This window comes from Streptomyces klenkii (assembly GCF_003626645.1).
Classification (GTDB): domain Bacteria; phylum Actinomycetota; class Actinomycetes; order Streptomycetales; family Streptomycetaceae; genus Streptomyces; species Streptomyces klenkii.
The window spans coordinates 529,201-551,299 of sequence record NZ_RBAM01000005.1 but is presented as its reverse complement, the minus strand read 5'-3'; the positions used below and the strand labels follow the sequence as shown (position 1 = coordinate 551,299).

The 22,099-nt window shown below is 73.1% G+C and carries 17 protein-coding genes; 14 read left to right on the top strand and 3 right to left on the bottom strand.

Translation table 11 applies throughout. The features are described from left to right. Window positions 1–89: 89 nt before the first annotated feature. Window positions 90–2,960 (top strand): vitamin B12-dependent ribonucleotide reductase, encoded by a 2,871-nt coding sequence (locus tag D7231_RS15470; protein WP_120755987.1) that lies wholly within the window; start codon window positions 90–92, stop codon window positions 2,958–2,960. A gap of 118 nt (window positions 2,961–3,078) precedes the next feature. On the opposite strand, the gene D7231_RS15465 is transcribed toward D7231_RS15470, so the two are convergent. Beyond that, the gene (locus D7231_RS15465) at window positions 3,079–3,495 is read right to left on the bottom strand and encodes a nuclear transport factor 2 family protein (protein ID WP_120755986.1); all 417 of its coding nucleotides are present in this window, start codon (window positions 3,493–3,495) and stop codon (window positions 3,079–3,081) included. 102 nt (window positions 3,496–3,597) lie between these two features. On the opposite strand from D7231_RS15465, the gene D7231_RS15460 reads away from it, so the two are divergent. The 7 genes from D7231_RS15460 (at window position 3,598) to D7231_RS15430 (ending at window position 9,197) form a co-directional block, all read left to right on the top strand. Continuing rightward, window positions 3,598–4,170: a TetR/AcrR family transcriptional regulator gene (locus tag D7231_RS15460; RefSeq protein WP_120755985.1), complete on the top strand. Its 573-nt coding sequence runs from the start codon at window positions 3,598–3,600 to the stop codon at window positions 4,168–4,170. A 69-nt stretch (window positions 4,171–4,239) separates the two neighbouring features. Next, a complete protein-coding gene (locus D7231_RS15455; protein ID WP_120755984.1) occupies window positions 4,240–5,079 on the top strand; it encodes an arylamine N-acetyltransferase family protein in 840 nt (279 codons plus the stop codon). Window positions 5,080–5,113: 34 nt separating this feature from the next. After that, entirely contained in the window at window positions 5,114–5,719 is a 606-nt protein-coding gene (locus D7231_RS15450; RefSeq protein WP_120755983.1) for a YdbC family protein, read from the top strand. A gap of 253 nt (window positions 5,720–5,972) precedes the next feature. After that, on the top strand, window positions 5,973–6,632 hold the full coding sequence (locus D7231_RS15445; RefSeq protein WP_120755982.1) for a histidine phosphatase family protein: 660 nt from the start codon (window positions 5,973–5,975) through the stop codon (window positions 6,630–6,632). Between the two features lie 159 nt (window positions 6,633–6,791). Further along, window positions 6,792–7,691, top strand: coding sequence for an ADP-ribosylglycohydrolase family protein (locus D7231_RS15440; RefSeq protein ID WP_120755981.1), 900 nt, complete (start codon window positions 6,792–6,794; stop codon window positions 7,689–7,691). A gap of 151 nt (window positions 7,692–7,842) precedes the next feature. Next, complete coding sequence (locus D7231_RS15435; RefSeq protein ID WP_120755980.1) at window positions 7,843–8,544, top strand: ribonuclease HII; 702 nt, start codon at window positions 7,843–7,845, stop codon at window positions 8,542–8,544. Between the two features lie 59 nt (window positions 8,545–8,603). Then, on the top strand, window positions 8,604–9,197 hold the full coding sequence (locus tag D7231_RS15430; RefSeq protein WP_120755979.1) for a hypothetical protein: 594 nt from the start codon (window positions 8,604–8,606) through the stop codon (window positions 9,195–9,197). A 124-nt stretch (window positions 9,198–9,321) separates the two neighbouring features. Here D7231_RS15430 and D7231_RS15425 read toward each other — a convergent pair whose 3' ends face one another. After that, the gene (locus tag D7231_RS15425; protein WP_120755978.1) at window positions 9,322–9,903 is read right to left on the bottom strand and encodes a hypothetical protein; all 582 of its coding nucleotides are present in this window, start codon (window positions 9,901–9,903) and stop codon (window positions 9,322–9,324) included. Window positions 9,904–10,121: 218 nt separating this feature from the next. After that, window positions 10,122–12,287 carry a RecQ family ATP-dependent DNA helicase gene (locus D7231_RS15420; protein WP_120755977.1) on the bottom strand — a complete coding sequence of 722 codons (2,166 nt, stop codon included), beginning with the start codon at window positions 12,285–12,287 and terminating at the stop codon, window positions 10,122–10,124. A 146-nt stretch (window positions 12,288–12,433) separates the two neighbouring features. Between D7231_RS15420 and D7231_RS15415 the strand changes: the two genes are divergently transcribed. The 6 genes from D7231_RS15415 (at window position 12,434) to D7231_RS15390 (ending at window position 22,020) form a co-directional block, all read left to right on the top strand. After that, window positions 12,434–13,849: a DUF4192 domain-containing protein gene (locus D7231_RS15415; protein ID WP_120755976.1), complete on the top strand. Its 1,416-nt coding sequence runs from the start codon at window positions 12,434–12,436 to the stop codon at window positions 13,847–13,849. A gap of 254 nt (window positions 13,850–14,103) precedes the next feature. Then, entirely contained in the window at window positions 14,104–16,017 is a 1,914-nt protein-coding gene (locus D7231_RS15410) for a glycogen debranching N-terminal domain-containing protein (RefSeq protein ID WP_120755975.1), read from the top strand. A gap of 89 nt (window positions 16,018–16,106) precedes the next feature. Next, entirely contained in the window at window positions 16,107–16,868 is a 762-nt protein-coding gene (locus D7231_RS15405; protein ID WP_120755974.1) for an NUDIX hydrolase, read from the top strand. A gap of 262 nt (window positions 16,869–17,130) precedes the next feature. Then, on the top strand, window positions 17,131–18,939 hold the full coding sequence (locus D7231_RS15400) for an ABC transporter ATP-binding protein (protein WP_120755973.1): 1,809 nt from the start codon (window positions 17,131–17,133) through the stop codon (window positions 18,937–18,939). A 158-nt stretch (window positions 18,940–19,097) separates the two neighbouring features. Beyond that, entirely contained in the window at window positions 19,098–20,036 is a 939-nt protein-coding gene (locus D7231_RS15395; protein ID WP_120755972.1) for a FadR/GntR family transcriptional regulator, read from the top strand. 433 nt (window positions 20,037–20,469) lie between these two features. After that, window positions 20,470–22,020, top strand: a complete 1,551-nt coding sequence (locus D7231_RS15390) for an RNA polymerase sigma factor (RefSeq protein WP_277875591.1) — start codon at window positions 20,470–20,472, stop codon at window positions 22,018–22,020. Window positions 22,021–22,099: the final 79 nt, after the last annotated feature.

Sequence of the window (22,099 nt, the reverse complement as noted above, 5' to 3'; positions counted from 1 at the left end):
GTGCGCCGCGCGCCCGGGCGAAGAACAGACATAGCGCGCCACGGAAGAAATAGGCGCATTAGGGCGTTTTGCCCGTAGAGGGAGGCGGCATGACCGAGACGACGAGCGGCCCGGCACGAGGTTCCCGTTCCAAGGGGAACAAGGGCGGCAAGGGTCTGCGCATCGAACGCATCCACACCACCCCCGGTGTCCACCCGTACGACGAGGTCGTGTGGGAGCGCCGTGACGTCGTCATGACCAACTGGCGCGACGGCTCGATCAACTTCGAGCAGCGCGGCGTGGAGTTCCCCGACTTCTGGTCGGTGAACGCGGTCAACATCGTCACGAGCAAGTACTTCCGCGGCGCCACGGGTTCGCCCGAGCGCGAGTCCAGCCTCCGCCAGCTCATCGACCGCGTCGTGCTGACCTACCGCAAGGCGGGCGAGCAGCACGGCTACTTCGCCTCCCCGGCGGACGCCGAGATCTTCGAGCACGAGCTGACCTACGCCCTGCTGCACCAGGTCTTCAGCTTCAACTCCCCGGTCTGGTTCAACGTCGGCACCAAGCAGCCGCAGCAGGTCTCCGCCTGCTTCATCCTCTCCGTCGACGACTCCATGGAGTCGATCCTCGACTGGTACAAGGAAGAGGGGATGATCTTCAAGGGCGGCTCGGGCGCCGGCCTGAACCTCTCCCGCATCCGCTCCTCCAAGGAGCTGCTCTCCTCCGGCGGCAACGCCTCCGGCCCGGTCTCCTTCATGCGCGGCGCCGACGCCTCCGCAGGAACGATCAAGTCCGGCGGTGCCACGCGCCGTGCGGCCAAGATGGTCGTCCTCGACGTCGACCACCCCGACGTCGAGGCCTTCATCGAGACCAAGGTGAAGGAGGAGGAGAAGGTCCGCGCCCTGCGCGACGCCGGCTTCGACATGGACCTGGGCGGCGATGACATCACCTCCGTCCAGTACCAGAACGCCAACAACTCCGTCCGCGTCAACGACGAGTTCATGAAGGCCGTCGAGACCGGCTCGAAGTTCGGGCTGCGCGCCCGGATGACCGGTGAGGTCATCGAGGAGATCGACGCCAAGGGCCTCTTCCGCAAGATGGCCGAGGCCGCGTGGGCCTGCGCCGACCCGGGCATCCAGTACGACGACACGATCAACCACTGGCACACCTCGCCGGAGTCGGGCCGGATCACCGCGTCCAACCCGTGCAGCGAGTACATGCACCTGGACAACTCCTCGTGCAACCTCGCCTCCCTCAACCTCATGAAGTTCCTCCGCGCCGACGACGCGGGCAACCAGTCGTTCGACGCCGAGCGCTTCGCCAAGGTCGTCGAGCTGGTCATCACGGCGATGGACATCTCCATCTGCTTCGCCGACTTCCCGACCGAGAAGATCGGCGAGACCACCCGCGCCTTCCGCCAGCTGGGCATCGGCTACGCCAACCTCGGCGCCCTGCTGATGGCCACCGGCCACGCGTACGACAGCGACGGCGGCCGCGCCCTCGCCGGTGCCATCACCTCCCTGATGACCGGCACCTCGTACAAGCGCTCCGCCGAGCTGGCCGCGGTCGTCGGCCCGTACGACGGCTACGCCCGCAACGCCGACGCCCACAAGCGCGTCATGAAGCAGCACTCCGACGCCAACGCCACGGCCAAGCGCATGGACGACCTGGACACCCCGGTCTGGGCCGCCGCGACCGAGGCCTGGCAGGACGTGCTCCGCCTCGGCGAGAAGGACGGCTTCCGCAACGCCCAGGCCTCCGTGCTGGCGCCCACCGGCACCATCGGCCTGATGATGGACTGCGACACCACGGGCGTCGAGCCGGACCTGGCCCTGGTCAAGTTCAAGAAGCTCGTCGGCGGCGGCTCGATGCAGATCGTCAACAACACGGTGCCGAAGGCGCTCAAGCGCCTGGGCTACCAGCCGGAGCAGATCGAGGCGGTCGTCGCCCACATCGCCGAGCACGGCAATGTGATCGACGCCCCGGGCCTGAAGCCCGAGCACTACGAGGTCTTCGACTGCGCCATGGGCGAGCGCGCGATCTCCGCCATGGGCCACGTGCGCATGATGGCCGCCGCCCAGCCGTTCCTCTCCGGCGCCATCTCCAAGACGGTCAACCTGCCGGAGTCGGCCACCGTCGAGGAGGTCGAGGAGGTCTACTACGAGGGCTGGAAGCTCGGCCTGAAGGCCCTCGCGATCTACCGCGACAACTGCAAGGTCGGCCAGCCGCTCTCCGCCAAGAAGAAGGAGGAGGCCAAGGCCCCCGAGGCCGCCGCCCCCGCCGCGGAGAAGGTCGTCGAGTACCGCCCCGTCCGCAAGCGCCTCCCCAAGGGCCGCCCGGGCATCACCACCTCCTTCACGGTGGGCGGCGCCGAGGGCTACATGACCGCCAACTCCTACCCGGACGACGGTCTCGGCGAGGTCTTCCTGAAGATGTCCAAGCAGGGCTCGACCCTCGCGGGCATGATGGACGCCTTCTCCATCGCCGTCTCGGTCGGCCTCCAGTACGGCGTGCCGCTGGAGACGTACGTCTCGAAGTTCACCAACATGCGCTTCGAGCCGGCCGGCATGACGGACGACCCGGACGTGCGGATGGCGCAGTCGATCGTCGACTACATCTTCCGCCGCCTGGCGCTGGACTTCCTGCCCTTCGAGACCCGCTCGGCCCTCGGCATCCACTCCGCCGAGGAGCGCCAGCGTCACCTGGACACCGGCTCGTACGAGCCGACCGACGAGGATGTCGACGTGGAGGGCCTCGCCCAGTCCGCGCCGCGTCACGTCCAGCCCTCGAAGCCCGAGGTCTCGGCCCGGCCCGCCGCGGTTCCGGCCCCCAAGCAGGCCCACAACTCCACCGAGCTGGTGGAGATGCAGCTGGGGCTGAACGCTGACGCACCGCTGTGCTTCTCCTGCGGCACGAAGATGCGCCGCGCGGGCAGCTGCTACCTGTGCGAGGGCTGCGGCTCGACCAGCGGTTGCAGCTGATCGATGTGACGAGGGCGGCGCCCCGGAGGATGTACTCCTCCGGGGCGCCGCCCTTTTGCGTGCCCGGGTTTCTACGCCTGGGTTTTCACATCCGGGTTTTCACGCCCGGGTTTCACGCTCAGGGAGTCAACTCCCTTTCCGCCTCGGTGATCGGCACGTCATTGATGCTGGCCTCGCGCCGTCGCATCAGGCCGTCCGGGGCGAATTCCCACTGCTCGTTCCCGTAGCTGCGCCACCACTGGCCGCCGGCGTCGTGCCACTCGTACCGGAAGCACACCGAGATCCGGTTGCCGGACCACGACCAGAGCTCCTTGCGCAGCCGGTAGTCCAGCTCCTTCTCCCATTTGCGCCGCAGGAAGGCCCGTATCGCGTCGCGGCCGGTGATGGATTCGTGCCGGTTCCGCCAGACGCAGTCCTCGGTGTAGGCGAGGGCGACCCGTTCGGGATCGCGGCTGTTCCAGGTGTCCTCGGCGGCCTGCACCTTGGCGCGGGCGGAGGATTCGTCGAAGGGGGGCAGGGGTGGGCGCTGAGTCATGGCATGCCCTTCCGCACGTGGGAAATGATGGAGAACGATCGTTCTCTCGTTTCGTGTGTAGCCTAGAGAACGATCGTTCTCCGCGCCAGCCCGGGAGGGGCCATGGACACCACCGAAGCCGACGGACGCCTGCTCGACGCCGCGGAGTCCCTCTTCTACGAGCACGGCGTCCAGGCGGTCGGGATGGACCGCATCCGTACGGCGTCCGGGGTCTCGCTCAAGCGCCTCTACCAGCGCTTCCCGTCGAAGGACGTGCTGGTGGAGGCCTATCTGCGGCGCCGTGACGGGCGCTGGCGGGGCGCGCTCGCCGCGTACGTCGCCGAGCGCCCGTCAGCGGCGGAGCGCCCCCTCGCCGTATTCGACTGGCTGGAGGAATGGTTCGCCGAACCGGACTTCCGGGGCTGCGCGTTCATCAATGCCTACGGCGAACTCGGCACGGCCTCCCCGGCCGTGGCCGGAGCCGTAAGGGACCACAAAGCCGAAGTGCTGCGCTATCTGCACGGACTCGTACGTGACGCAGGAGCCGCGGAACCCGGGCCCGTAGCGGAACAACTGGCCGTCCTGGCCGATGGTGCGATCACCACGGCGGCGATCACCGGCACCCCGGCCCCCGCACGCAGCGCACGGGAAGCCGCCTCGGCAGTGCTGAAGGCGGCCGGTGTTGCCCAGCGATAGCCGGCGGGCGGCCCCGCGGCGGGAGGGAATACTGTCGGGTGACCGGCCGAAGGGGAGAGGGCAGCAGTAATGACGGGCGATTTCACATGGGGTGGCGCGGACCTGGACCTGGGCGCGTATCTGGCGCGCATCGGCATGGAAGGGCCGGTGCGGCCCGACGTCGAGACGCTCAGGGCGGTGCACCGCGGCCATGTGGCCGCCTTCCCCTTCGAGAACCTGGAAATCCTGCTGGGCCGGCCGATCCTCCTGGACGTCAAGTCGCTTCAGGACAAGATGGTGGCGCAGCGCCGCGGAGGCTATTGCTACGAGCAGAACCTGCTCTTCGCGGCGGTTCTGGAGCGCATCGGATTCTCCTTCACGGGTATCGGCGCGCGCATCAGAATGGGCAGCGAAAAGCTGCGCCCGGTCACCCATATGGCACTGAAGGCCGAGGCGGGCGGCGAGCAGTGGCTGTGCGACGTCGGGTTCGGTGGGGAGGGGCTGCTGGAGCCCCTGCCGTTCCCTGACGGGGCGCGGGTGCAGGAGCAGCAGGGTGGCTGGACGTTCGGCATCGAGCGGGAGCGGGAGGGCGTGCAGGTGCTCCGTTCGCTCCATCCGGAGGGCTGGTTCGACCTGTACGCCTTCGGCCCGGAGGAGCGCGTTCCGGTCGACTACGCCGTCATGAACCACTACATCTCCACGCATCCGCACTCACCCTTCGTCTCGCGCGTGGTGGTACAGCAGACGGAGCCCGGCATACGGCGGAGTCTGGTGGGCTCCATGCTCGTCACCGCCAGGCCGGACGGTCCGGAGGAGCAACGGGAGGTGCGCGCGGCGGAGTTGGTGCGGTTGCTGGCGCGAGAGTTCCGGATCGAGCTCGGCGAGGCGGACGCGGCGCTCCTCGGACGGGTGCAGTCCTCCGGTACGTGACTGCGGGCCGCTGCCCGGGCCGTACGATGGCGCGGTGCTGGTCAAGTGGACTCGCTGCACCGTGGTCGACCGCCGCGGCTTCGAACGCGGGCAACGCAAATGGGCGGGCCTGCTCGGCGAGCCCGGTTTCCGGGGGCAGGGCGGGGGCTGGAGCAGAGGGCGCCCGCAAGTGGTGCATCTGTTCGGCTTCTGGGAGAGCCGGGCGTTCTACGACTCCTTCATGGCGCGGTCCCACGACAGACTGGCGGCTGCCCAGGCCGGGACGTTCAAGAACGTCCAAGTGCGGCTGTTCGAGCACCGGTTTGACGTGAAGGTGGGATTCAGCCCGCAGTTCGCCGATGCGGACGTGGTGCGGATCGCCCACTGCCGGGTCCGGGAGGACCGCGTGGACCACTTCACCCTGATGCAGGAGAAGGTGTGGAACCCGGCCATGGCCGGGTCCCCCGGAATGCTGCGCGGCGTCTTCGGGGAAGCCCCTGGGCAGGAGTTCCTCGTCCTCTCCATGTGGAACTCCGAGGCCGAGCACGGGAAGTACCGCGCGGAGCGGGTCGAGCGGCTCGCCCTGCGGACGCAGCTCGAAGCCGATGTGGCGTCGATCGGCGGCGACATCGTCTCCTTGGAGCCGTCCTGGACCGTATGAGGCGCCGCAGAGGCTTCCGGGCGTCAGGCGGATAGACGGACAGCGGGGAGATCCCGCGCGGGCTGCCGCCAGGGCGGCCTCGGTAGCTCCCGTGCCCTGGACGGAGTACGCGCCGGTGAGCGGTCGGCGTCCGCCCGTACGAAGATCCGCGCGGGGGAGTGGCTGCCGGCCCGCGGGGCCGCCGGCCGGGCACTCCGGGCACTGATCACAGGCCGGCCGGGCGGGCAGCCGACGCGCGATCTAGGGTGGCGGCATGGCAAGGCCCCGACGCATCGTTCTCATCCGGCACGGCGAGTCGGTGGGCAACGTCGACGACACCGTCTACGAACGGGAGCCCGACCACGCCCTGAGCCTGACGGAGCGGGGCCGCAAGCAGGCCAGGGAGGCCGGAGGGCCGCTCCGCGAGCTCTTCGGGGACGAGCGGGTCTCGGCGTACGTCTCGCCCTACCGGCGCGCCCACCAGACCTTCCACGCCCTGGGGCTCGACCCGGGCCGCGTGCGCGTCCGCGAGGAGCCGCGGCTGCGCGAGCAGGACTGGGGGAACTGGCAGGACCCGGTCGAGGTGCGCAAGCAGAAGGCGTACCGGGACACCTACGGCCACTTCTTCTACCGCTTCGCCCAGGGCGAGTCCGGGGCCGACGTCTACGACCGCGTCGGCGCCTTCCTGGAGAGCCTGTGGCGCAGCTTCGAGGACCCCGGCCACCCGCCGAACGTCCTGCTGGTCACCCACGGCCTGACCATGCGGCTCTTCTGCATGCGCTGGTTCCACTGGACGGTCGCCGAATTCGAGTCCCTGTCGAACCCGGGCAACGCCGAGAGCCGCGCACTGATCCTCGGGCCGGACGGCCGCTACCACCTCGACCGGCCCTTCGAGCGATGGTGCACCCCCGAACCGTACGGCTTCACCGGCTAGACGTCGCCGGAGCCGCTCGGACGCCGGCGATGCTGCTTAAGCACCAGCGAGCCGCTTAGGCATCAGCGAGCCTCTTAAGCACCAGCGAAGCCGCTGAGACATCACCGAAGCCGCTCAGACATCACCGTGGCCGCCGGAAAGGAATTAGAGTTCGCTGCGATGACCGCTGACCGATTCCACCGCGCACTGGCGAGCCTGCGCGGGCTGGCCCTCGGCGATGCCCTCGGCTCCCAGTTCTTCGTCCCCGGCAACTACCCGTCCCTCAAGCGCCGCGAGCTGCCCCCCTCCCCCTGGCAGTGGACCGACGACACCGAGATGGCCTGCTCCGTGCTGGCCGTCCTCGCCGGTCACGGGCGCGTCGACCAGGACGCGCTCGCCCGCTCCTTCGCGGAGCACCACGACTTCGACCGGGGATACGGCCCGGCCGTGGGCCGCATGCTGCGCCTGGTCAGGGAGGGCGGTGACTGGCGGGAGCTGGCCTCGGCCCTCTTCAACGGACAGGGCTCCTGGGGCAACGGCGCGGCCATGCGCATCGCCCCGCTCGGAGCCTGGTACGCGGACGACCCGGAACAGGCCACGCACCAGGCCGAGATCTCCGCGTACACCACCCACCAGCACCGCGAGGCGGTCGCCGGGACCATGGCCGTGGCCGCCGCGGCGGCCATCGCCGCGGGGCTGAGCGGGCCCGTCGCCCCCGCGGCGCTCCTGGACGGCGTCATCGCCCTCGTGCCGCGCAGCGCCGTCCAGGCGGGGCTGCGCCGCGCGCGGGACATGCTCGACTACGGCGACCCGACCACCGTCGCCGCCGTCCTCGGCTGCGGCCGCCGCACCAGCGCGCACGACACCGTGCCGTTCGCCCTGTGGTCCGCCGCGCGCAACCTCACGTCGTACGAGTCCGCCTTCTGGACCACCGCGCAGGTCGGCGGTGACGTGGACACCAACTGCGCCATCGTCGGCGGAGTGGTCGCAGCGGGGGAGCGGGGCACGCCGCCCGCCGACTGGCTGCGGCGCACCGAGCAGCTCCCGGGCTGGCTTCCGGCGGGCGCGGGCCGCAGGTAGGCGCCCCGGGCGGCCGGTCCTCCGGGGTGCTGGAGCGCCCGCGGGAGAGGCGCCGGGGTACCCGCGGGAAACCGGAATGGAACCGGCCGGAAGAAAGGGGAGGGGGCGGGGCTACTCGGGCCACCCGCAGGGGCGTACGCTTGCTGGCGCCATGCCGTACGAACCGCCTACCCACACCGTCGAGCGCTCCTTGCGCGCAACGACCGGAGCCAAGGTCGTCGCCGGGCTCGACGAGGTCGGCCGGGGCGCCTGGGCCGGCCCGGTCACCGTGTGCGCGGCCGTCACAGGGCTGCGCCGCCCTCCCGAGGGCCTCACCGACTCCAAGCTGCTGACGCCCAAGCGGCGGACGGTCCTCGCCGGGCAGCTGGAGAGCTGGGTCACCGCCCACGCGCTCGGCCACTCCTCCCCACAGGAGATCGACGAGCTGGGCATGACGGCGGCGCTGCGGCTGGCGGCGAACCGTGCCCTGGAGGCACTGCCCGTCCGGCCCGAGGTGGTGATCCTCGACGGCAAGCACGACTACCTCGGCGATCCCTGGCGGGTCCGCACGGTCATCAAGGGCGACCAGTCCTGCGTGGTCGTCGCGGCGGCGTCCGTGCTCGCCAAGGTCCGGCGCGACGCGATGATGGCGGAACTGGGCGCCGGCTACGAAGACTTCGGCTTCTGTGACAACGCCGGATACCCCTCGCCGGTGCACCGCGCCGCCCTCGAGGCGCTGGGCCCCACCCCGCACCACCGGCTGTCCTGGTCCTATCTGGACGCGCTGCCCAGGTGGCAGCACCTCAAGCGGGTTCGCAGCGTCCCCGACACAGCTTCACTGGAGGCCGGTGGCCAGCTCGGTTTCGAATTCTGAGCGGCCCTGACCGCCACCCGCCGACGCGACTCGCACCGGCGTTTGATAAACAACAACTCATGCCTCTCATCCCCGAGGAGCCTCAGATTCACGAGAGTGTCCCGGGTCCCAGCGCCGTGCCGGCCCCCGGCCGTACGACGCCGACCCCCCGCCCTGTTCCTGGCCCCCGTCCGGCCCCGCGGCCCGGCCCCGCCGCCCAGCGCGGCCCGGTGCCGGCCCCGGCTCCGTCGCGGCCCGCCGCGGCGCAGCCGGCCGCAGCCGCCGCCGGTCCGCAGGTCCAGCTGATCCCCGCCTCCGTGCAGGGTGCCCTGGACGCCGCGGACGAGGCCGTCGACCTGCTGCTCGACACCGGCCGCGCACCCGGCGAGATCCTGGTGCTCACGACCGGCGACCCGCACCCCTGGGCCGCGCACGAGCTGTCCTTCGGTGAGGCGTCCTACTGGGCGCAGCACGATGCCCGTGACGACGTCTTCTACGCGGCCGCCGACGCGGACCGGGCCGGCTCCCGGCCCGTCGTGGTCGTCGCCGTCAACGGCGGCGCGGACGATGCGATCGCCCGCGCACTGCCCGTGGCAACGGCCCGCGCCGGTGCGCTGATGATCGTCTGTGGCGATCCGCAGCGCGTCAACGCCCTGATCTCCGCGGGCGTCTGAGGATCTCCGCGGGCTTCTGAGGACGGATCCTTGCGGCCACTCCCCGGCGGGGTGGCCGCAGGGGTCCGTTTCTGCATGCGGGCGTGTGGTGCCCCGGTGCGTGACGCCCGGGCCTCCGCGGCCGTCAGCGGGCTGCTGTGTGGCGGTGCGCTTCGGGCGCACCGCCGCCGCCCGACGCTATGGGCGCGGGTGGGTGTTCCGGCGAGCGCGGCCGGCGTCCGCTGCGGCCTTCGCCGAGGATCTGCCAGCCGCCGGCGGTCAGCGTGATGTACGCCCCGCAGCGCAGCCCGTGCAGCGTGCAGGCGTCACGCAGGCCCCACATCCACGCCCCGTCCTCCTCGGTCCAATGGGCCTCGCCCGGGCGGCAGTAGAGCAGTACGGCCGTCCGGACCGGGGTGCGCCGCCGCAGGTCGTGCGGGGTCACCCTGCGCAATTGCGCGAGGAGGGCGTTGCGCAGCTCCCAGCCGTCGGGCGGGGTGGGGCGGCGGACGAACGAGGCGCTCGCCGTGAGCCGTTCGTCGTGGTCGAGGACGGCGACGACGGCTGTCGACGGCGCCGGCAGATGGCGGGCGTGCAGACCGGTGATCACCTCGCGCGGGTTGCGCAGCAGGGGAATTCCGGCCGCGGCCCACTCGGAGGGCTCGAGCATCCGGCTGAGCCGGTGTCCGGGCTCGGCGGGAGGGGGCGGTGCGAAGTCGAAGGCCATGACCCTCCCTTCGGCTGCAATGCCACGGGCCGGGCGGCGGCGGGCAGGAGTGCGTGCCACGACGGCCGTCCCGGCGGGCCGTGGACGGACGAGAGTGGGATCGGTCCAATTCTCGCCGCGCCGGGGGCCTGCGGCAACGATCAATTGGCGCCAATGGCCGGCGGCGCGCGGCTCTTGGCGCCCCGGCCGCCCCCGCCGGCCCTCCAGGCCGGGTGCGGCTAGCCCTGTACCGCCAGCACCAGCGGGAACACCTCCGGCGCCCCGGCCCGCCGCAGCAGCCGGGCGGCCACGGCCAGCGTCCACCCGGTGTCGGTGAAATCGTCGACCAGCAGGACGGGCCCGCCGGCGGAGGCCAGCGCCGACGCGAGCTCCGGCGGAACGGTCAGCGCACCGTCCAGCGCCCGCAGCCGCTGGGCGCTGTTGGTGCGCGGAACCCGGGTGTCGCTGTCCGCGCCGCCGTACTCGACCGTGCCGAGCAGGGGCATCCGGCCGACCGAGGCGATGCGCTCGGCGAGCGAGCGGATCAGCTGCGGCCGCGTCCGCGAGGCGAGCGCGACCACACCCACGGGGCGTGCGGGAGCGTCCGCGGCGCCGGAGGCCCAACCGCCGGGACCGCGGGCCCAGTCGGCAAGCACGGTCACCACCGCGGCCGCCGCGTCATCCGGCACAGGCCCGTCCGGCGTCTGCGGGGCGAGGAGGGGACGCAGCCGGTTGCCCCAGCCGATGTCGGACAGCCGCCCGAGGGCGCGACCGGTCGCGGCCTGCTCGCCCGCCGGGATGCGGCCCTTGAGGTCGACACCGACCGCGGGCATCCCCGTCGGCCACATCCGGCGCGGCTCGACCTCCACGCCCGGGCGGCCCAGCTCGCCCCGCGAGGCGTCGAGCGCCCCGGCCGAGACGTCCACGGAGAAGCGCGGGCCCGCGCAGTTGTCACAGCGCCCGCACGGCGTCGCCTGCTCGTCGTCCAGCTGGCGGCGCAGGAACTCCATCCGGCACTGCGTCGTGGTGGCGTAGTCGCGCATCGCCTGCTGCTCCGCGCCGCGCTGCCGCTCGACCCAGGCGTAGCGCTCGGCGTCGTACGTCCACGGGCGCCCCGTCGCCGTCCAGCCGCCCCGCACCCGGTGCACGGCGCCGTCGACGTCGAGGACCTTGAGCATGGTCTCCAGGCGGGAGCGCCGCAGCTCGACCCGGGGTTCGAGGGCCGGCAGGGAGACGGGCCGGTCCGAGGCGGCGAGCACCTCCAGCGTGCGGCGGACCTGGTCCTCCGGGGGGAAGGCGAGGGACGCGAAGTACTTCCAGATCGCCTCGTCCTCCTTGCCCGGGAGCAGGAGCACCTCGGCGTGCTCGACGCCGCGGCCGGCGCGGCCGACCTGCTGGTAGTAGGCGATGGGGGAGGAGGGGGAGCCCAGGTGGACCACGAAGCCCAGGTCGGGCTTGTCGAAGCCCATGCCCAGCGCCGAGGTGGCGACGAGCGCCTTGACGCGGTTGGCGAGCAGGTCCTCCTCGGCCTGCTGCCGGTCCGCGTTCTCCGTCTTGCCCGTGTACGCGGTGACGGTGTGGCCGCACCGGCGCAGGAACGCGGTGACCTCCTCGGCGGCCGCGACGGTGAGGGTGTAGATGATGCCCGAGCCGGGGAGCTCGCCGAGGTGGTCGGCGAGCCAGGCCAGCCGGTGCGCGGCGTCGGGCAGCTGAAGCACCCCGAGGCTCAGGCTCTCGCGGTCCAGCGGGCCGCGCAGCACCAGCGCCCGGGTCGACTCCTCGCCCGTGCCCAGCTGCTCGGCGACGTCGGCGGTGACGCGGGCGTTGGCGGTGGCGGTCGTGGCCAGGACGGGCACGCCGGGCGGCAGGTCGGCCAGCATGGTGCGCAGCCGGCGGTAGTCGGGCCGGAAGTCGTGGCCCCAGTCGGAGATGCAGTGGGCCTCGTCGACGACGAGGAGGCCGGTCGCGGCGGCGAGCTTGGGCAGGACCTGATCGCGGAAGTCGGGGTTGTTCAGCCGCTCCGGCGACACGAGCAGCACGTCGACCTCGCCCGCCGCCACCTCGGCCTGGACGGTGTCCCACTCCTCGACGTTGGCGGAGTTGATCGTGCGGGCGCGGATGCCCGCCCGCGCCGCGGCGTCCACCTGGTTGCGCATCAGCGCCAGGAGCGGCGAGACGATCACCGTGGGGCCGCTGCCGCGGGCCCGCAGCAGGGCGGTCGCGACGAAGTACACCGCCGACTTGCCCCAGCCCGTCCGCTGCACGACCAGGGCGCGGCGGTGGTGGGCGACCAGCGCCTCGATCGCCAGCCACTGGTCCTCGCGCAGTCTCGCCGTGCCCGTGGTGTCGCCGACGAGGCGGGCCAGGACGGCGTCGGCCGAGGCGCGGAGGTCTTCGTTCGTCATGCCCCCATGCAACACGAGTGCACTGACAATGCGCGAACGGGCCCGGCCGGCTGTGGGAAACCCCTGTCCACAGGATTAGTAGGACCATATTCCGGAGTTATCCACAGGCCTGGCGGGCTCCGGCGGGCCCGCGGGACTCTCGGGCCATGACGCAGCACAACGAATCCTCCCGTCCTTCCGTCCCCTCCTCCCCGTCCGCCGGCGAGCCCGGCGCACCGGGTGCGGACCCCGAGCAGCAGGTCACCCTCCGCTCCCCGGCCGAGCTGGCCGACGCCCTCCCGTACCTCCTCGGCTTCCACCCGACGGACAGCGTGGTCCTCGTCGCGCTGCACGGCGACCGGGGCCGCTTCGGGGGCCGGCTCCGGCTCGGCATCCCGCGCAGCGGCGAGGGGTGGCCGGAGGTCTGCGACCAGCTCGCCGAGACCCTCCTGACCGGCAGCAGCAGGCGCGGCGGCCGCCCCGACGGCGTGGTCATCTTCTTCTGCCAGGACCCCGACACCGCCGACGGGCGGACCGGGCAGCAGGTGATGGAGCGGCTTCGCCCGCTCGCCCAGAGCCTGCGCCGCGCCTGCGGCCGCCTCGACATGCCCGTGCACGAGGCCCTGTGCATCTCCGACGGCCGGTTCTGGTCGTACTGCTGCCCCGACCCCCGCTGCTGCCCGCCCGACGGCACCCCTCTCTCCCTGCCCGGCACGTCGGTCATGGCGGCCGCCGCCACCTACGCCGGCATCGAGGTGCGCGGCACCCTGCGGGAGATGGAGGAGCGGTACGAACCCGTTACCGGGGAAAGGGCGGAGGAGCAGCGCAAGGCCCTCGACGCCGCGGCCTTCGCGATGGTGCCCCGCATCCTCGGCGGCGCCGGCTGCGAGCCCGTGCGGCAGGAGGCGCTCGCCCTCGCGCGGACCCTGGCCGACCGGTTCGACGGGACGCCGCCGCTCCCCGCCAAGCCCGCGGCCGACGCGCGCGACGACTCCCTCCTCACCGACGAGGAGGCCGCCACGGTCATCGTGGGTCTACAGGACCGCGTCGCGCGCGACCGGGCCGCGGAGTGGATGGAGGGCCCGCGGGCCGCCGCCGTGCTGAGGCTGTGGCGCGCCCTGGCCCGCCGCTGCGTGTATCCGTACGCGGAGTACGCGGCGGCTCCCGTCACGCTCGCCGGCTGGGTGGCCTGGGCCGCCGACGACCAGCCGGAGGCCCGGGTCGCGCTGAGCCGGGCGCTCACCGCCGACCCCGAGTACGTCTTCGCCCAGCTGCTCTACCGCGCGTGCAACGAAGGACTGGACCCCGAGCCGCTCCGCCAGTGCCTGCGGCAGGAACAGGCTGACCGGGCGCTTCAGGATGCGGTCCGGGCCGAGGTGGAGCGCCTGGAGGCCGCGTCGGCCTCGACGGGCTCGGCGGCGCAAGGCGCCGGCAGCACACGGAGCGCCCGCCGGCGGACGCGGCCCGGCGGCCCCGCGGGCAGCACCGGCCCCGGAGGCCCGGCCGGGCCCGCCGGTAAGCCCCGCACGCGGCGCAGGAGCCCCCGCAAGGGGGACCGCAGCCGTGAGGAGCGGCCGCAGTGAACCCATGGCCCACACAGGCGGCCCTTCACACCGTGACCTCGGCGGGCCCGGCGCCGTTCATCCGTGTGGCCCGCAATCGTCGTCCGCCGTCCCGGTCCGTGACACCCACAGGGGAGCGCAGTCAAGTGCAAGGCATCGTCCCCCATGGCCAGCCGCCCCGGCCCCGTCATGCGCCGCCCCAGCGCCCCGCCCCGGGGCGCCCGCCCGCTCCGCAGCCCGTCCACACGGCCGTGATCTGTGTCGCCCTGCCGGCCATGGCGATCTCCGGGGAGCACGGGCAGATGAGCGGGCAGGGGCTCGACGGCTTCTACCGCGGAGGGCGCCGGCTCCTGGCCCGCTGCCGGCTGAGGGTCGGCGGCGCCGAGCCGCTGCCCGTGCAGGGGCGGATGCTCGGTGCCGACCGCGCCCGCTTCGTCGGCGCCGTGAGGACGGCCGCGGATTCGGGGCCCGACCCCGCCGTCACGGTCGAGCGGCTGCGCTCGGCCGAGGGCGTCGAGCGGATCGCCCTGCGCAGCACCGCGGCCCGTGCTCTGCGGCTGCCCGTCGAGGTCTCCTTGGGCACCGACCTCGCGGAGCTGAGCGCGGTCGCGGCGGGGGCGGCAGGGCCCGAGGTCCCCGCCGGGGTGCACGCCTCCGGCTTGCGGTGGTCCACGGCGGAGGCGCAGGCGGCGGTCACGGCCGATCCGCCGCCGGGGGATGCCCTGGCGTCAGCGGGGCTGCTGTGCTGGGAGATCGAGCTGCCGCCGGGAGGCACGCGCAGCATCGAACTGCGCGTCCTGCCCGAGCAGCCCGGCAGGGTCCGGCAGCCCGAGGCGGCCGTCCCCCCGGGGCGCCCGGCGAGCGTGCCCTGGGGCGACCCGCAGGCGGAGGGAGACGACCCGCGGGCGGGCGCCCTGCTCGCCGCCGCCCTCGACGATCTCCGGGCGCTGCTCGTGCGTGACCCCGGCAGCCCCGGTGACGTCCATCTGGCGGCAGGTGTCCCCTGGCGCTGCGGCCTCGCCCCCGCCGAGGCCCTCTGGGCAGCGCGGATGACGCTGCCCCTCGGCGTCCGGCTGGCCGCCGGGACGCTGCGCACCCTGGCCCGTACGCAGCTGGCAGGACCGGGCCCTGACAGCGGGCGGATCCCCGGCGCCCTGCGCCACGCCGGGGCGCACCTGCCGCCCGGCTGCACCGGCATCGAGGCCACGCTGCTCTTCCCCGTCGTCCTGGCGGAGGCCCGCCGGTGGGGGCTTCCGGAGCGGGAGACGGAGGCGCTGCTGCCCGCCGCCGAGCGCTGCCTCGCATGGCTGCGGGCCGCGGCGGGCGAGGACGGCTACCTCGCGGACCCGGTGCCCGGCGGACCGTACCGGTGCGAGACGCAGGCGCACGCCCACCGCGCGGCCCTGCTCGGGGCCGACCTCCTGGACGCCTACGACCGTCCCGGGGCCGAGCGCTGGCGGAGCTGGGCGGCCGGCCTGCGCGGGCGGTTCCGTGAGGACTTCTGGGTGGAGGACCCGGGCGGCGGGCGCCCCGCAGCCGCCCGCACGCCCGAAGGGCGCCGGATACCGCACCTGGGCGGCTCCGCCGCGCACCTCCTCGACACGGGCCTGCTGGGTGGGGGGATGCCGGCGCCGGGCCTGCTCGACAAGGTGCAGACCGAACAGCTCGCCCGGCTGCTCGGCGGGCCGGCGCTCGACTCCGGCTGGGGCCTGCGCAGCCTCGGGGCGAAGGAGCCGGGGCACAATCCCTTCGGTCACCGCAGCGGCGCGGTCCGGGTCCACGAGACGGCCGTGGCCGTGGCGGGCCTGGCCTCCGCCGGATACGAGAAGGAGGCCGGCGCGCTGCTGCGCGGCACCCTGGACGCGGCGGCCGCCTTCGGGCACCGGCTGCCGGAGATGTACGCGGGGGAGCAGCGCACGGCCGGGAGCGCCCCGCTGCCGCACCCGGCCGCCTGCCGTCCCGCGGCCGTCGCCGCCGCGGGCTCGGTGCACTTGCTGACCGCGCTCGCCGGGCTGCGGCCCGACGCCCCGGCGGGCTGCGTCGCGGTGCGGCCGCTGCACACCGCGCCGCTCGGGGCGCTCAGGTTCACCGGGCTGCGCATCGCCGAGCAGCCCTTCGCGATGCGGATCAGCAGGCTCGGCCTCGGCATGGTCGAGGAAGCCGCCGACGGCTTGCAGCTGGGGGTGTGAGCGGGGTGTTGCCGAGGCTCGCGGAGGGGGTGTTCCCCGGCCCTTCGCAAGACCCTGTTTATCGTCAGGAAGACGACTATGATCGCGTCATGCCCTACGACCCGTCGGCCTTTCCGCCCTTTGCTGTCACCGTCGACCTGGTCGTGCTCACCGTGCGCAGGCACGCGCTGTGCGCGCTGGCCGTGCGTCGCGGTGAGGCGCCGTACCAGGGCCGCTGGGCGCTGCCGGGCGGGTTCGTGCGGGGCGACGAGGACCTGACGACCGCGGCGGCGCGGGAGCTGGCCGAGGAGACCGGGCTCAACGCCCACGACCCCGCGGGCCCCGTACTGCCCAACGCCGCCCACCTGGAGCAGCTCGCCACGTACGGCGATCCGAAGCGCGACCCGCGCATGCGGGTGGTGAGCGTCGCGCATCTGGCGCTCGCGCCGGACCTGCCCGCTCCGCGCCCCGGGGGAGACGCGCACAGCGTGCGCTGGGCGCCGGTGGAGGAGCTGCTGGACCAGGAGGCCGGCTACGGCCGCGACGGCGAGCAGGTGACGCCCCTGGCCTTCGACCACGCGCAGATCCTCGCCGACGGCGTCGAGCGCGCCCGGTCCAAGATCGAATACTCCTCGCTGGCCACGGCCTTCTGCCCCCAGGAGTTCACCGTCGGCGAGCTGCGCCGGGTCTACGAGGCGGTGTGGGGCGTCGCCCTCGACCCCCGCAACTTCCACCGGAAGGTGACGGGCACCCCCGGCTTCCTGGTGCCCACCGGCGGGACGACGACGCGTCAGGGCGGCCGTCCGGCCCAGCTCTTCCGGGCCGGCGGGGCCACGCTCCTCAACCCGCCCATGCTGCGCCCCGAGGCCTAGCCCTCACCGGCCCGCTCCGCCCGGCCGCCCCGCCGGGAGAGCCGCAGGCCGTAGCGGTGCCCGGTGGCCGGGCATGCACATGCGCGGGAGTGCATGCCTATGAGGGGACACGCTTACAACTGCCTACATTGCGTAGCAATTCGGACATACCGGGTTACGGTGCTGCCGTACGTCCCAGCGATCCCCTGCGCCCTCGGCCGCCTCGGTCACCGAGCGGGCCGAGGGGTGCCGCCGAGCCGTCTCACGCCCCGCGAGAGAAGCCATGATCCAGGCCATCGGACTCACCAGCGCCCCCCAGCGAAACCGGTTCCCCGCCGTCGACGACCTCACCTTCGAGGCCCGCTCCGGCCGGGTCACCGTCCTGCTCGGCACCCCCGGTGCGGGCAAGACCAGCGCCTTGCGCCTCCTGCTGCGCCTCGACCCCGGGCGCGGCGTCGCGCTCTTCCACGGCCGCCCCCTGGACCGCGTCCCGCACCCCACCCGCGAGATCGGCGTCGTCCTCGGAGACGTCCCCGGCCACCCGGCCCGTACCGCCCGGGGCCACCTGCGCATGCTCAGCGCCGCCGCGGGCGTCCCCGCCGAGCGTGCCGACGACGTCCTGGAGGTCGTCGGCCTGACCGGCCTGGCCGGCCAGCGCCTCGGCGACTTCTCGCTGGGCATGGACCGCCGCCTCGGCCTCGCCGCCGCCCTCCTCGGCGACCCCCACACCCTCGTCCTGGACGAGCCCGCCCACGAACTCTCGCCCCGCGAGACGGCCTGGCTGCACGGCATGCTGCGGGCGTATGCGGACCACGGCGGCGCCGTCCTCGTCACCTCGAACGACCCCAGGGAGGCGGCCCGCATCGCCGACCGGGTCGTCACCATCGACGAGGGCCGCCTGATCGCCGACCAGGAGGCCGCCGAGTTCTCCCGCACCCGCCTGCGGCCGCGCGTCGCCGTCCATTCGCCGCTGGCGAGCCGCCTCGCCCATGCCCTCAGCACCGAGGCCGACGAGGCGGAAGCCGCCGAGGGCGCGCAGGCCGTGGAGGTCGTGCAGGAAGGTGGCAGCAAGCTGTCCGTCTACGGCAGCACCTGCGCCGTTGTCGGCGAGACCGCCTACCGGCACGGCATCCTCCTCCACCGGCTGACCGAGGAGATCGGCGACACCGGCCCCGTACCCCCGCTGCTGCGGGCCGACGGCCGCAGGTCCGCCCCGTCCGCCCCCTCCGCGCCGTCCCCGGCAGAGGCGCCCGAGGGCGGACGCGCGGACGCGCCGGACGCCGGCCCCGTTCAGCTCCCGCGCCTCCAGCCCCGGCTCCCGGCGCCCGACCCGGCCTGGCCGCTGAGGTACGAGCTGCGCCGCGCCACCGGCGTGCGGACCGGCTGGATCGTGACGGCCCTATCCCTCGCCGCCTCCCTGCTCGTCGCCGTCCTCCTCGCCAGGTCCGGGAACACCCCCGAGCCGCGCGTGGTCACCGGCTGGCCGGCCCTGCTGCCGCTGCCCCCCGCCGTCTTCGGGGCCGGCCTCATCGGCGCGCTCGCCTTCGGCCAGGAGTTCCGCTACCCCGCCCTCGCCCCGGACCAGGGCACCGTTCCGCGCCGCCTCGGCCTGCTCTTCGCCAAGCTCACCGTCACCGCCGTGGCGGCGGTGCTGCTCGCCCTCGCCTCGCTCTTCCTCGACGCCGGCGCCCTCGGGCTGCTCTTCGGCAACGACGTCGTCTCCCTCCCGCGCGACTGGGCCGTGCTGCTGGCGGGCTGGACGGCGCTGACCCTGGGCTGCGCCTGGGCGGGGCTGCTGGCCGCCGGGCTGTTCCGGTCGACGGCGCTGGGGGTGGTCGCGGTGCTGGCCGTGCCGACGCTCGTCGTGCCCGTCCTCGGCAGCGTGCTCGCCGAGCCCGCGGCCCGCTCGCTCGTCGGGCTGCCGGAGCGCCTGCGCTCCGCCGCGGTCGTGCAATGGCCCTCCGGCATGGACCGGGGCGTCTCGACGGCGCTGCGGCTGGTCTCCCAGCCGGTCGGCTGGGCGCTCGCGTTGTCGCTCGGGGCGCTCCTCGGGGCCTACGTCCTCGCCGTGTTCCGCGGGAGGCCGCGGTGAAGGCCGCCGCCGTGCCGGCCGGGGGTCCCGGCGCCCCCTCCCACGTGCAGAGTTCGCAGGCCGTGACCGTCACGCTCCGCATATGGATCGTCTCGGAGAGTGCCCGATTCTGTCCGTTTGGCCGTCAATTGTGAGGTAATGGGCGATCACCCTTTCGTGTGCTTTTCACCAAAGACCTCAAGGCATCTCGAGGTGTCGCCGACAAAGGAGGCGTGAGTACCCTTGCGCACACCATGATGACCGCGGCTCGCCCCGCCGACTCCGGCCTCGCAGGCCCGGGCGAGCTTGACCGTTACTCCTACGCGGAGGCCCCCGGGGCCGACCGCGGGGCACCGCCCGCCTGGGACGGCGAGGCGGAGCTCAGCCGCGCCGGCCGCAGGGCGGCCGGCAGCCGGGGCCGGGGCCTGCACGGCCAGCTCGTGCAGCAGCTCGGCCAGATGATCGTCTCGGGTGACCTGGGCGCGGACCGCCCGCTCGTCCCCGAGGAGATCGGACAGCGCTTCGAGGTCTCCAGGACCGTCGTCCGCGAGTCCCTGCGCGTCCTGGAGGCCAAGGGCCTCGTCAGCGCGCGCCCCAACGTCGGCACCCGCGTCCGCCCCGTCAGCGACTGGAACCTCCTCGACCCCGACATCATCGAGTGGCGGGCCTTCGGCCCGCAGCGGGACGACCAGCGCCGCGAGCTGTGCGAGCTGCGCTGGACCATCGAGCCGCTGGCCGCCCGCCTCGCCGCCGGGCACGGCCGCGAGGACGTCCAGCAGCGCCTGGCCGACATGGCCGAGATCATGGGCCACGCCCTGGCTCAGGGCGACTCGCTGACCTTCACCCGCGCCGACGCCGAGTTCCACTCCCTGCTCCTCCAGGTCGCGGGCAACCGCATGCTGGAGCACCTCGCAGGCATCGTCTCCTCCGCCCTGCACGTCTCGGGCGCGCCCTCCGGCGGCTGTGACCGCCCCACCGAGGCCGGCGTGGGGCACCACCTCCGCATCGTCGACGCCGTCGGCGCGGGCGACGGGGCCGGGGCCGAGGCCGCCATGCGGCAGCTGCTCGTCGCCCACCCGGACGTCGAGCGCGTGGTGCCCGCGCCGCGCGAGCACTGACCGCGGAGAGGAGCGGGACGGTACGAGTGGGGTCGTACAGAAGGGCCGCACGCGCAGGGCCGGGACAGGGTCCGCGCGTGCGGCCGGATGCGCGGCCGCACGCGTGAGCCGTCCGCCTGCCCCTGCGCCCCTCCCGGAACTCGGACCGGGACGCCAGGAAGTGGAGTGTTATGTCCAGTTGAATGGGCATTCATTCTGTTTTGGGGTGTGACTCGGGCCACGAGGATTGGGCGTAACGCTCCTTGAGGCAGTGCGATGACTAAAGAGGTGGTGGACGCGGAGGGAATACCGGCCTCGTCCGGGGCGCTGTGTCCGTCTGCATCCCATCACCCGCGCGCCGTCGGTTCATCCATGCCGGCGGTCGTCGGAACCGGTTCCCCGATCAGGGCGAGCCGGGGCCGGAAGCCGTTTCCATCGTTCCGAGAGGTTGTTCGTGTCGGCCAGCACATCCCGTACGCTCCCGCCGGAGATCGCCGAATCCGAGTCTCTGATGGCGCTCATCGAGCAGGGAAAGGCCGAGGGGCAGATCGCCGGCGACGACGTGCGTCGGGCCTTCGAGGCTGACCAGATTCCGCCAACCCAGTGGAAGAACGTTCTGCGCAGCCTCAACCAGGTCCTCGACGAGGAGGGTGTGACGCTGATGGTCAGTGCCGCCGAGGCGCCCAAGCGCACCCGTAAGAGCGTCGCAGCGAAGAGCCCGGCGAAGCGCACCGCCACCAAGGCCGTCGCCTCCAAGACGGTCACGGCCAGGCAGACCGCGTCCTCGGCGTCCGCCACGTCCGCCTCCGCGGCGTACGGCGACGACGAGAGCGCGGAGGCGCCCGCCAAGAAGGCCGTCGCCAAGAAGGCGGCGGCGAAGAAGACCGCGGCCAAGAAGACCGCGGTCAAGAAGACGGCGGCCAAGAAGACCGCCGCGAAGAAGGACGCCGACGAGCTCCTCGACGAGGACCTCGTGGAGGAGACCCCGACCCCGGGCAAGGGCGAGGAGGAGGACGAGACCGGCGAGAACAAGGGCTTCGTCCTCTCCGACGACGACGAGGACGACGCTCCCGCGCAGCAGGTCGCCGTCGCCGGTGCCACCGCCGACCCGGTCAAGGACTACCTGAAGCAGATCGGCAAGGTCCCCCTCCTCAACGCCGAGCAGGAGGTGGAGCTCGCCAAGCGCATCGAGGCGGGCCTGTTCGCCGAGGACAAGCTGGCGAACTCCGACAAGCTCGCCCCGAAGCTCAAGCGCGAGCTGGAGATCATCGCCGAGGACGGGCGCCGCGCCAAGAACCACCTCCTGGAGGCCAACCTCCGCCTGGTGGTCTCGCTGGCCAAGCGCTACACCGGCCGCGGCATGCTCTTCCTGGACCTGATCCAGGAGGGCAACCTCGGTCTGATCCGTGCGGTCGAGAAGTTCGACTACACCAAGGGCTACAAGTTCTCCACCTACGCGACCTGGTGGATCCGCCAGGCCATCACGCGCGCGATGGCCGACCAGGCCCGCACCATCCGTATCCCGGTGCACATGGTCGAGGTCATCAACAAGCTCGCGCGCGTCCAGCGCCAGATGCTCCAGGACCTGGGCCGCGAGCCCACCCCGGAGGAGCTGGCCAAGGAGCTCGACATGACCCCGGAGAAGGTCATCGAGGTCCAGAAGTACGGCCGCGAGCCGATCTCCCTCCACACCCCCCTGGGTGAGGACGGCGACAGCGAGTTCGGTGACCTCATCGAGGACTCCGAGGCGGTCGTGCCGGCCGACGCCGTCAGCTTCACCCTGCTCCAGGAGCAGCTGCACTCCGTCCTGGACACGCTCAGCGAGCGCGAGGCGGGCGTGGTCTCCATGCGCTTCGGCCTCACCGACGGCCAGCCGAAGACCCTCGACGAGATCGGCAAGGTCTACGGGGTGACGCGCGAGCGCATCCGTCAGATCGAGTCGAAGACGATGTCCAAGCTGCGCCACCCGTCCCGTTCCCAGGTCCTCCGCGACTACCTGGACTAGACCCGGAGCGGAAGCAAGCAGTCTCCGCAGGGCCCGGCACCTCTTCCCGAGGTGCCGGGCCCTGCGGGCTGTACGGGTG

What these genes read in the sequence shown, in the direction of transcription:
- D7231_RS15455 (WP_120755984.1), top strand. Translation starts at nt 4,240, where the DNA reads ATGACGGGCGATTTCACATGGGGTGGCGCGGACCTGGACCTGGGCGCG.
- D7231_RS15415 (WP_120755976.1), top strand. Translation starts at nt 12,434, where the DNA reads ATGACGCAGCACAACGAATCCTCCCGTCCTTCCGTCCCCTCCTCCCCG.
- D7231_RS15425 (WP_120755978.1), bottom strand. Translation starts at nt 9,903, where the DNA reads ATGGCCTTCGACTTCGCACCGCCCCCTCCCGCCGAGCCCGGACACCGG.
- D7231_RS15420 (WP_120755977.1), bottom strand. Translation starts at nt 12,287, where the DNA reads ATGACGAACGAAGACCTCCGCGCCTCGGCCGACGCCGTCCTGGCCCGC.
- D7231_RS15460 (WP_120755985.1), top strand. Translation starts at nt 3,598, where the DNA reads ATGGACACCACCGAAGCCGACGGACGCCTGCTCGACGCCGCGGAGTCC.
- D7231_RS15400 (WP_120755973.1), top strand. Translation starts at nt 17,131, where the DNA reads ATGATCCAGGCCATCGGACTCACCAGCGCCCCCCAGCGAAACCGGTTC.
- D7231_RS15445 (WP_120755982.1), top strand. Translation starts at nt 5,973, where the DNA reads ATGGCAAGGCCCCGACGCATCGTTCTCATCCGGCACGGCGAGTCGGTG.
- D7231_RS15435 (WP_120755980.1), top strand. Translation starts at nt 7,843, where the DNA reads ATGCCGTACGAACCGCCTACCCACACCGTCGAGCGCTCCTTGCGCGCA.
- D7231_RS15470 (WP_120755987.1), top strand. Translation starts at nt 90, where the DNA reads ATGACCGAGACGACGAGCGGCCCGGCACGAGGTTCCCGTTCCAAGGGG.
- D7231_RS15465 (WP_120755986.1), bottom strand. Translation starts at nt 3,495, where the DNA reads ATGACTCAGCGCCCACCCCTGCCCCCCTTCGACGAATCCTCCGCCCGC.
- D7231_RS15440 (WP_120755981.1), top strand. Translation starts at nt 6,792, where the DNA reads ATGACCGCTGACCGATTCCACCGCGCACTGGCGAGCCTGCGCGGGCTG.
- D7231_RS15410 (WP_120755975.1), top strand. Translation starts at nt 14,104, where the DNA reads ATGGCGATCTCCGGGGAGCACGGGCAGATGAGCGGGCAGGGGCTCGAC.
- D7231_RS15405 (WP_120755974.1), top strand. Translation starts at nt 16,107, where the DNA reads ATGCCCTACGACCCGTCGGCCTTTCCGCCCTTTGCTGTCACCGTCGAC.
- D7231_RS15430 (WP_120755979.1), top strand. Translation starts at nt 8,604, where the DNA reads ATGCCTCTCATCCCCGAGGAGCCTCAGATTCACGAGAGTGTCCCGGGT.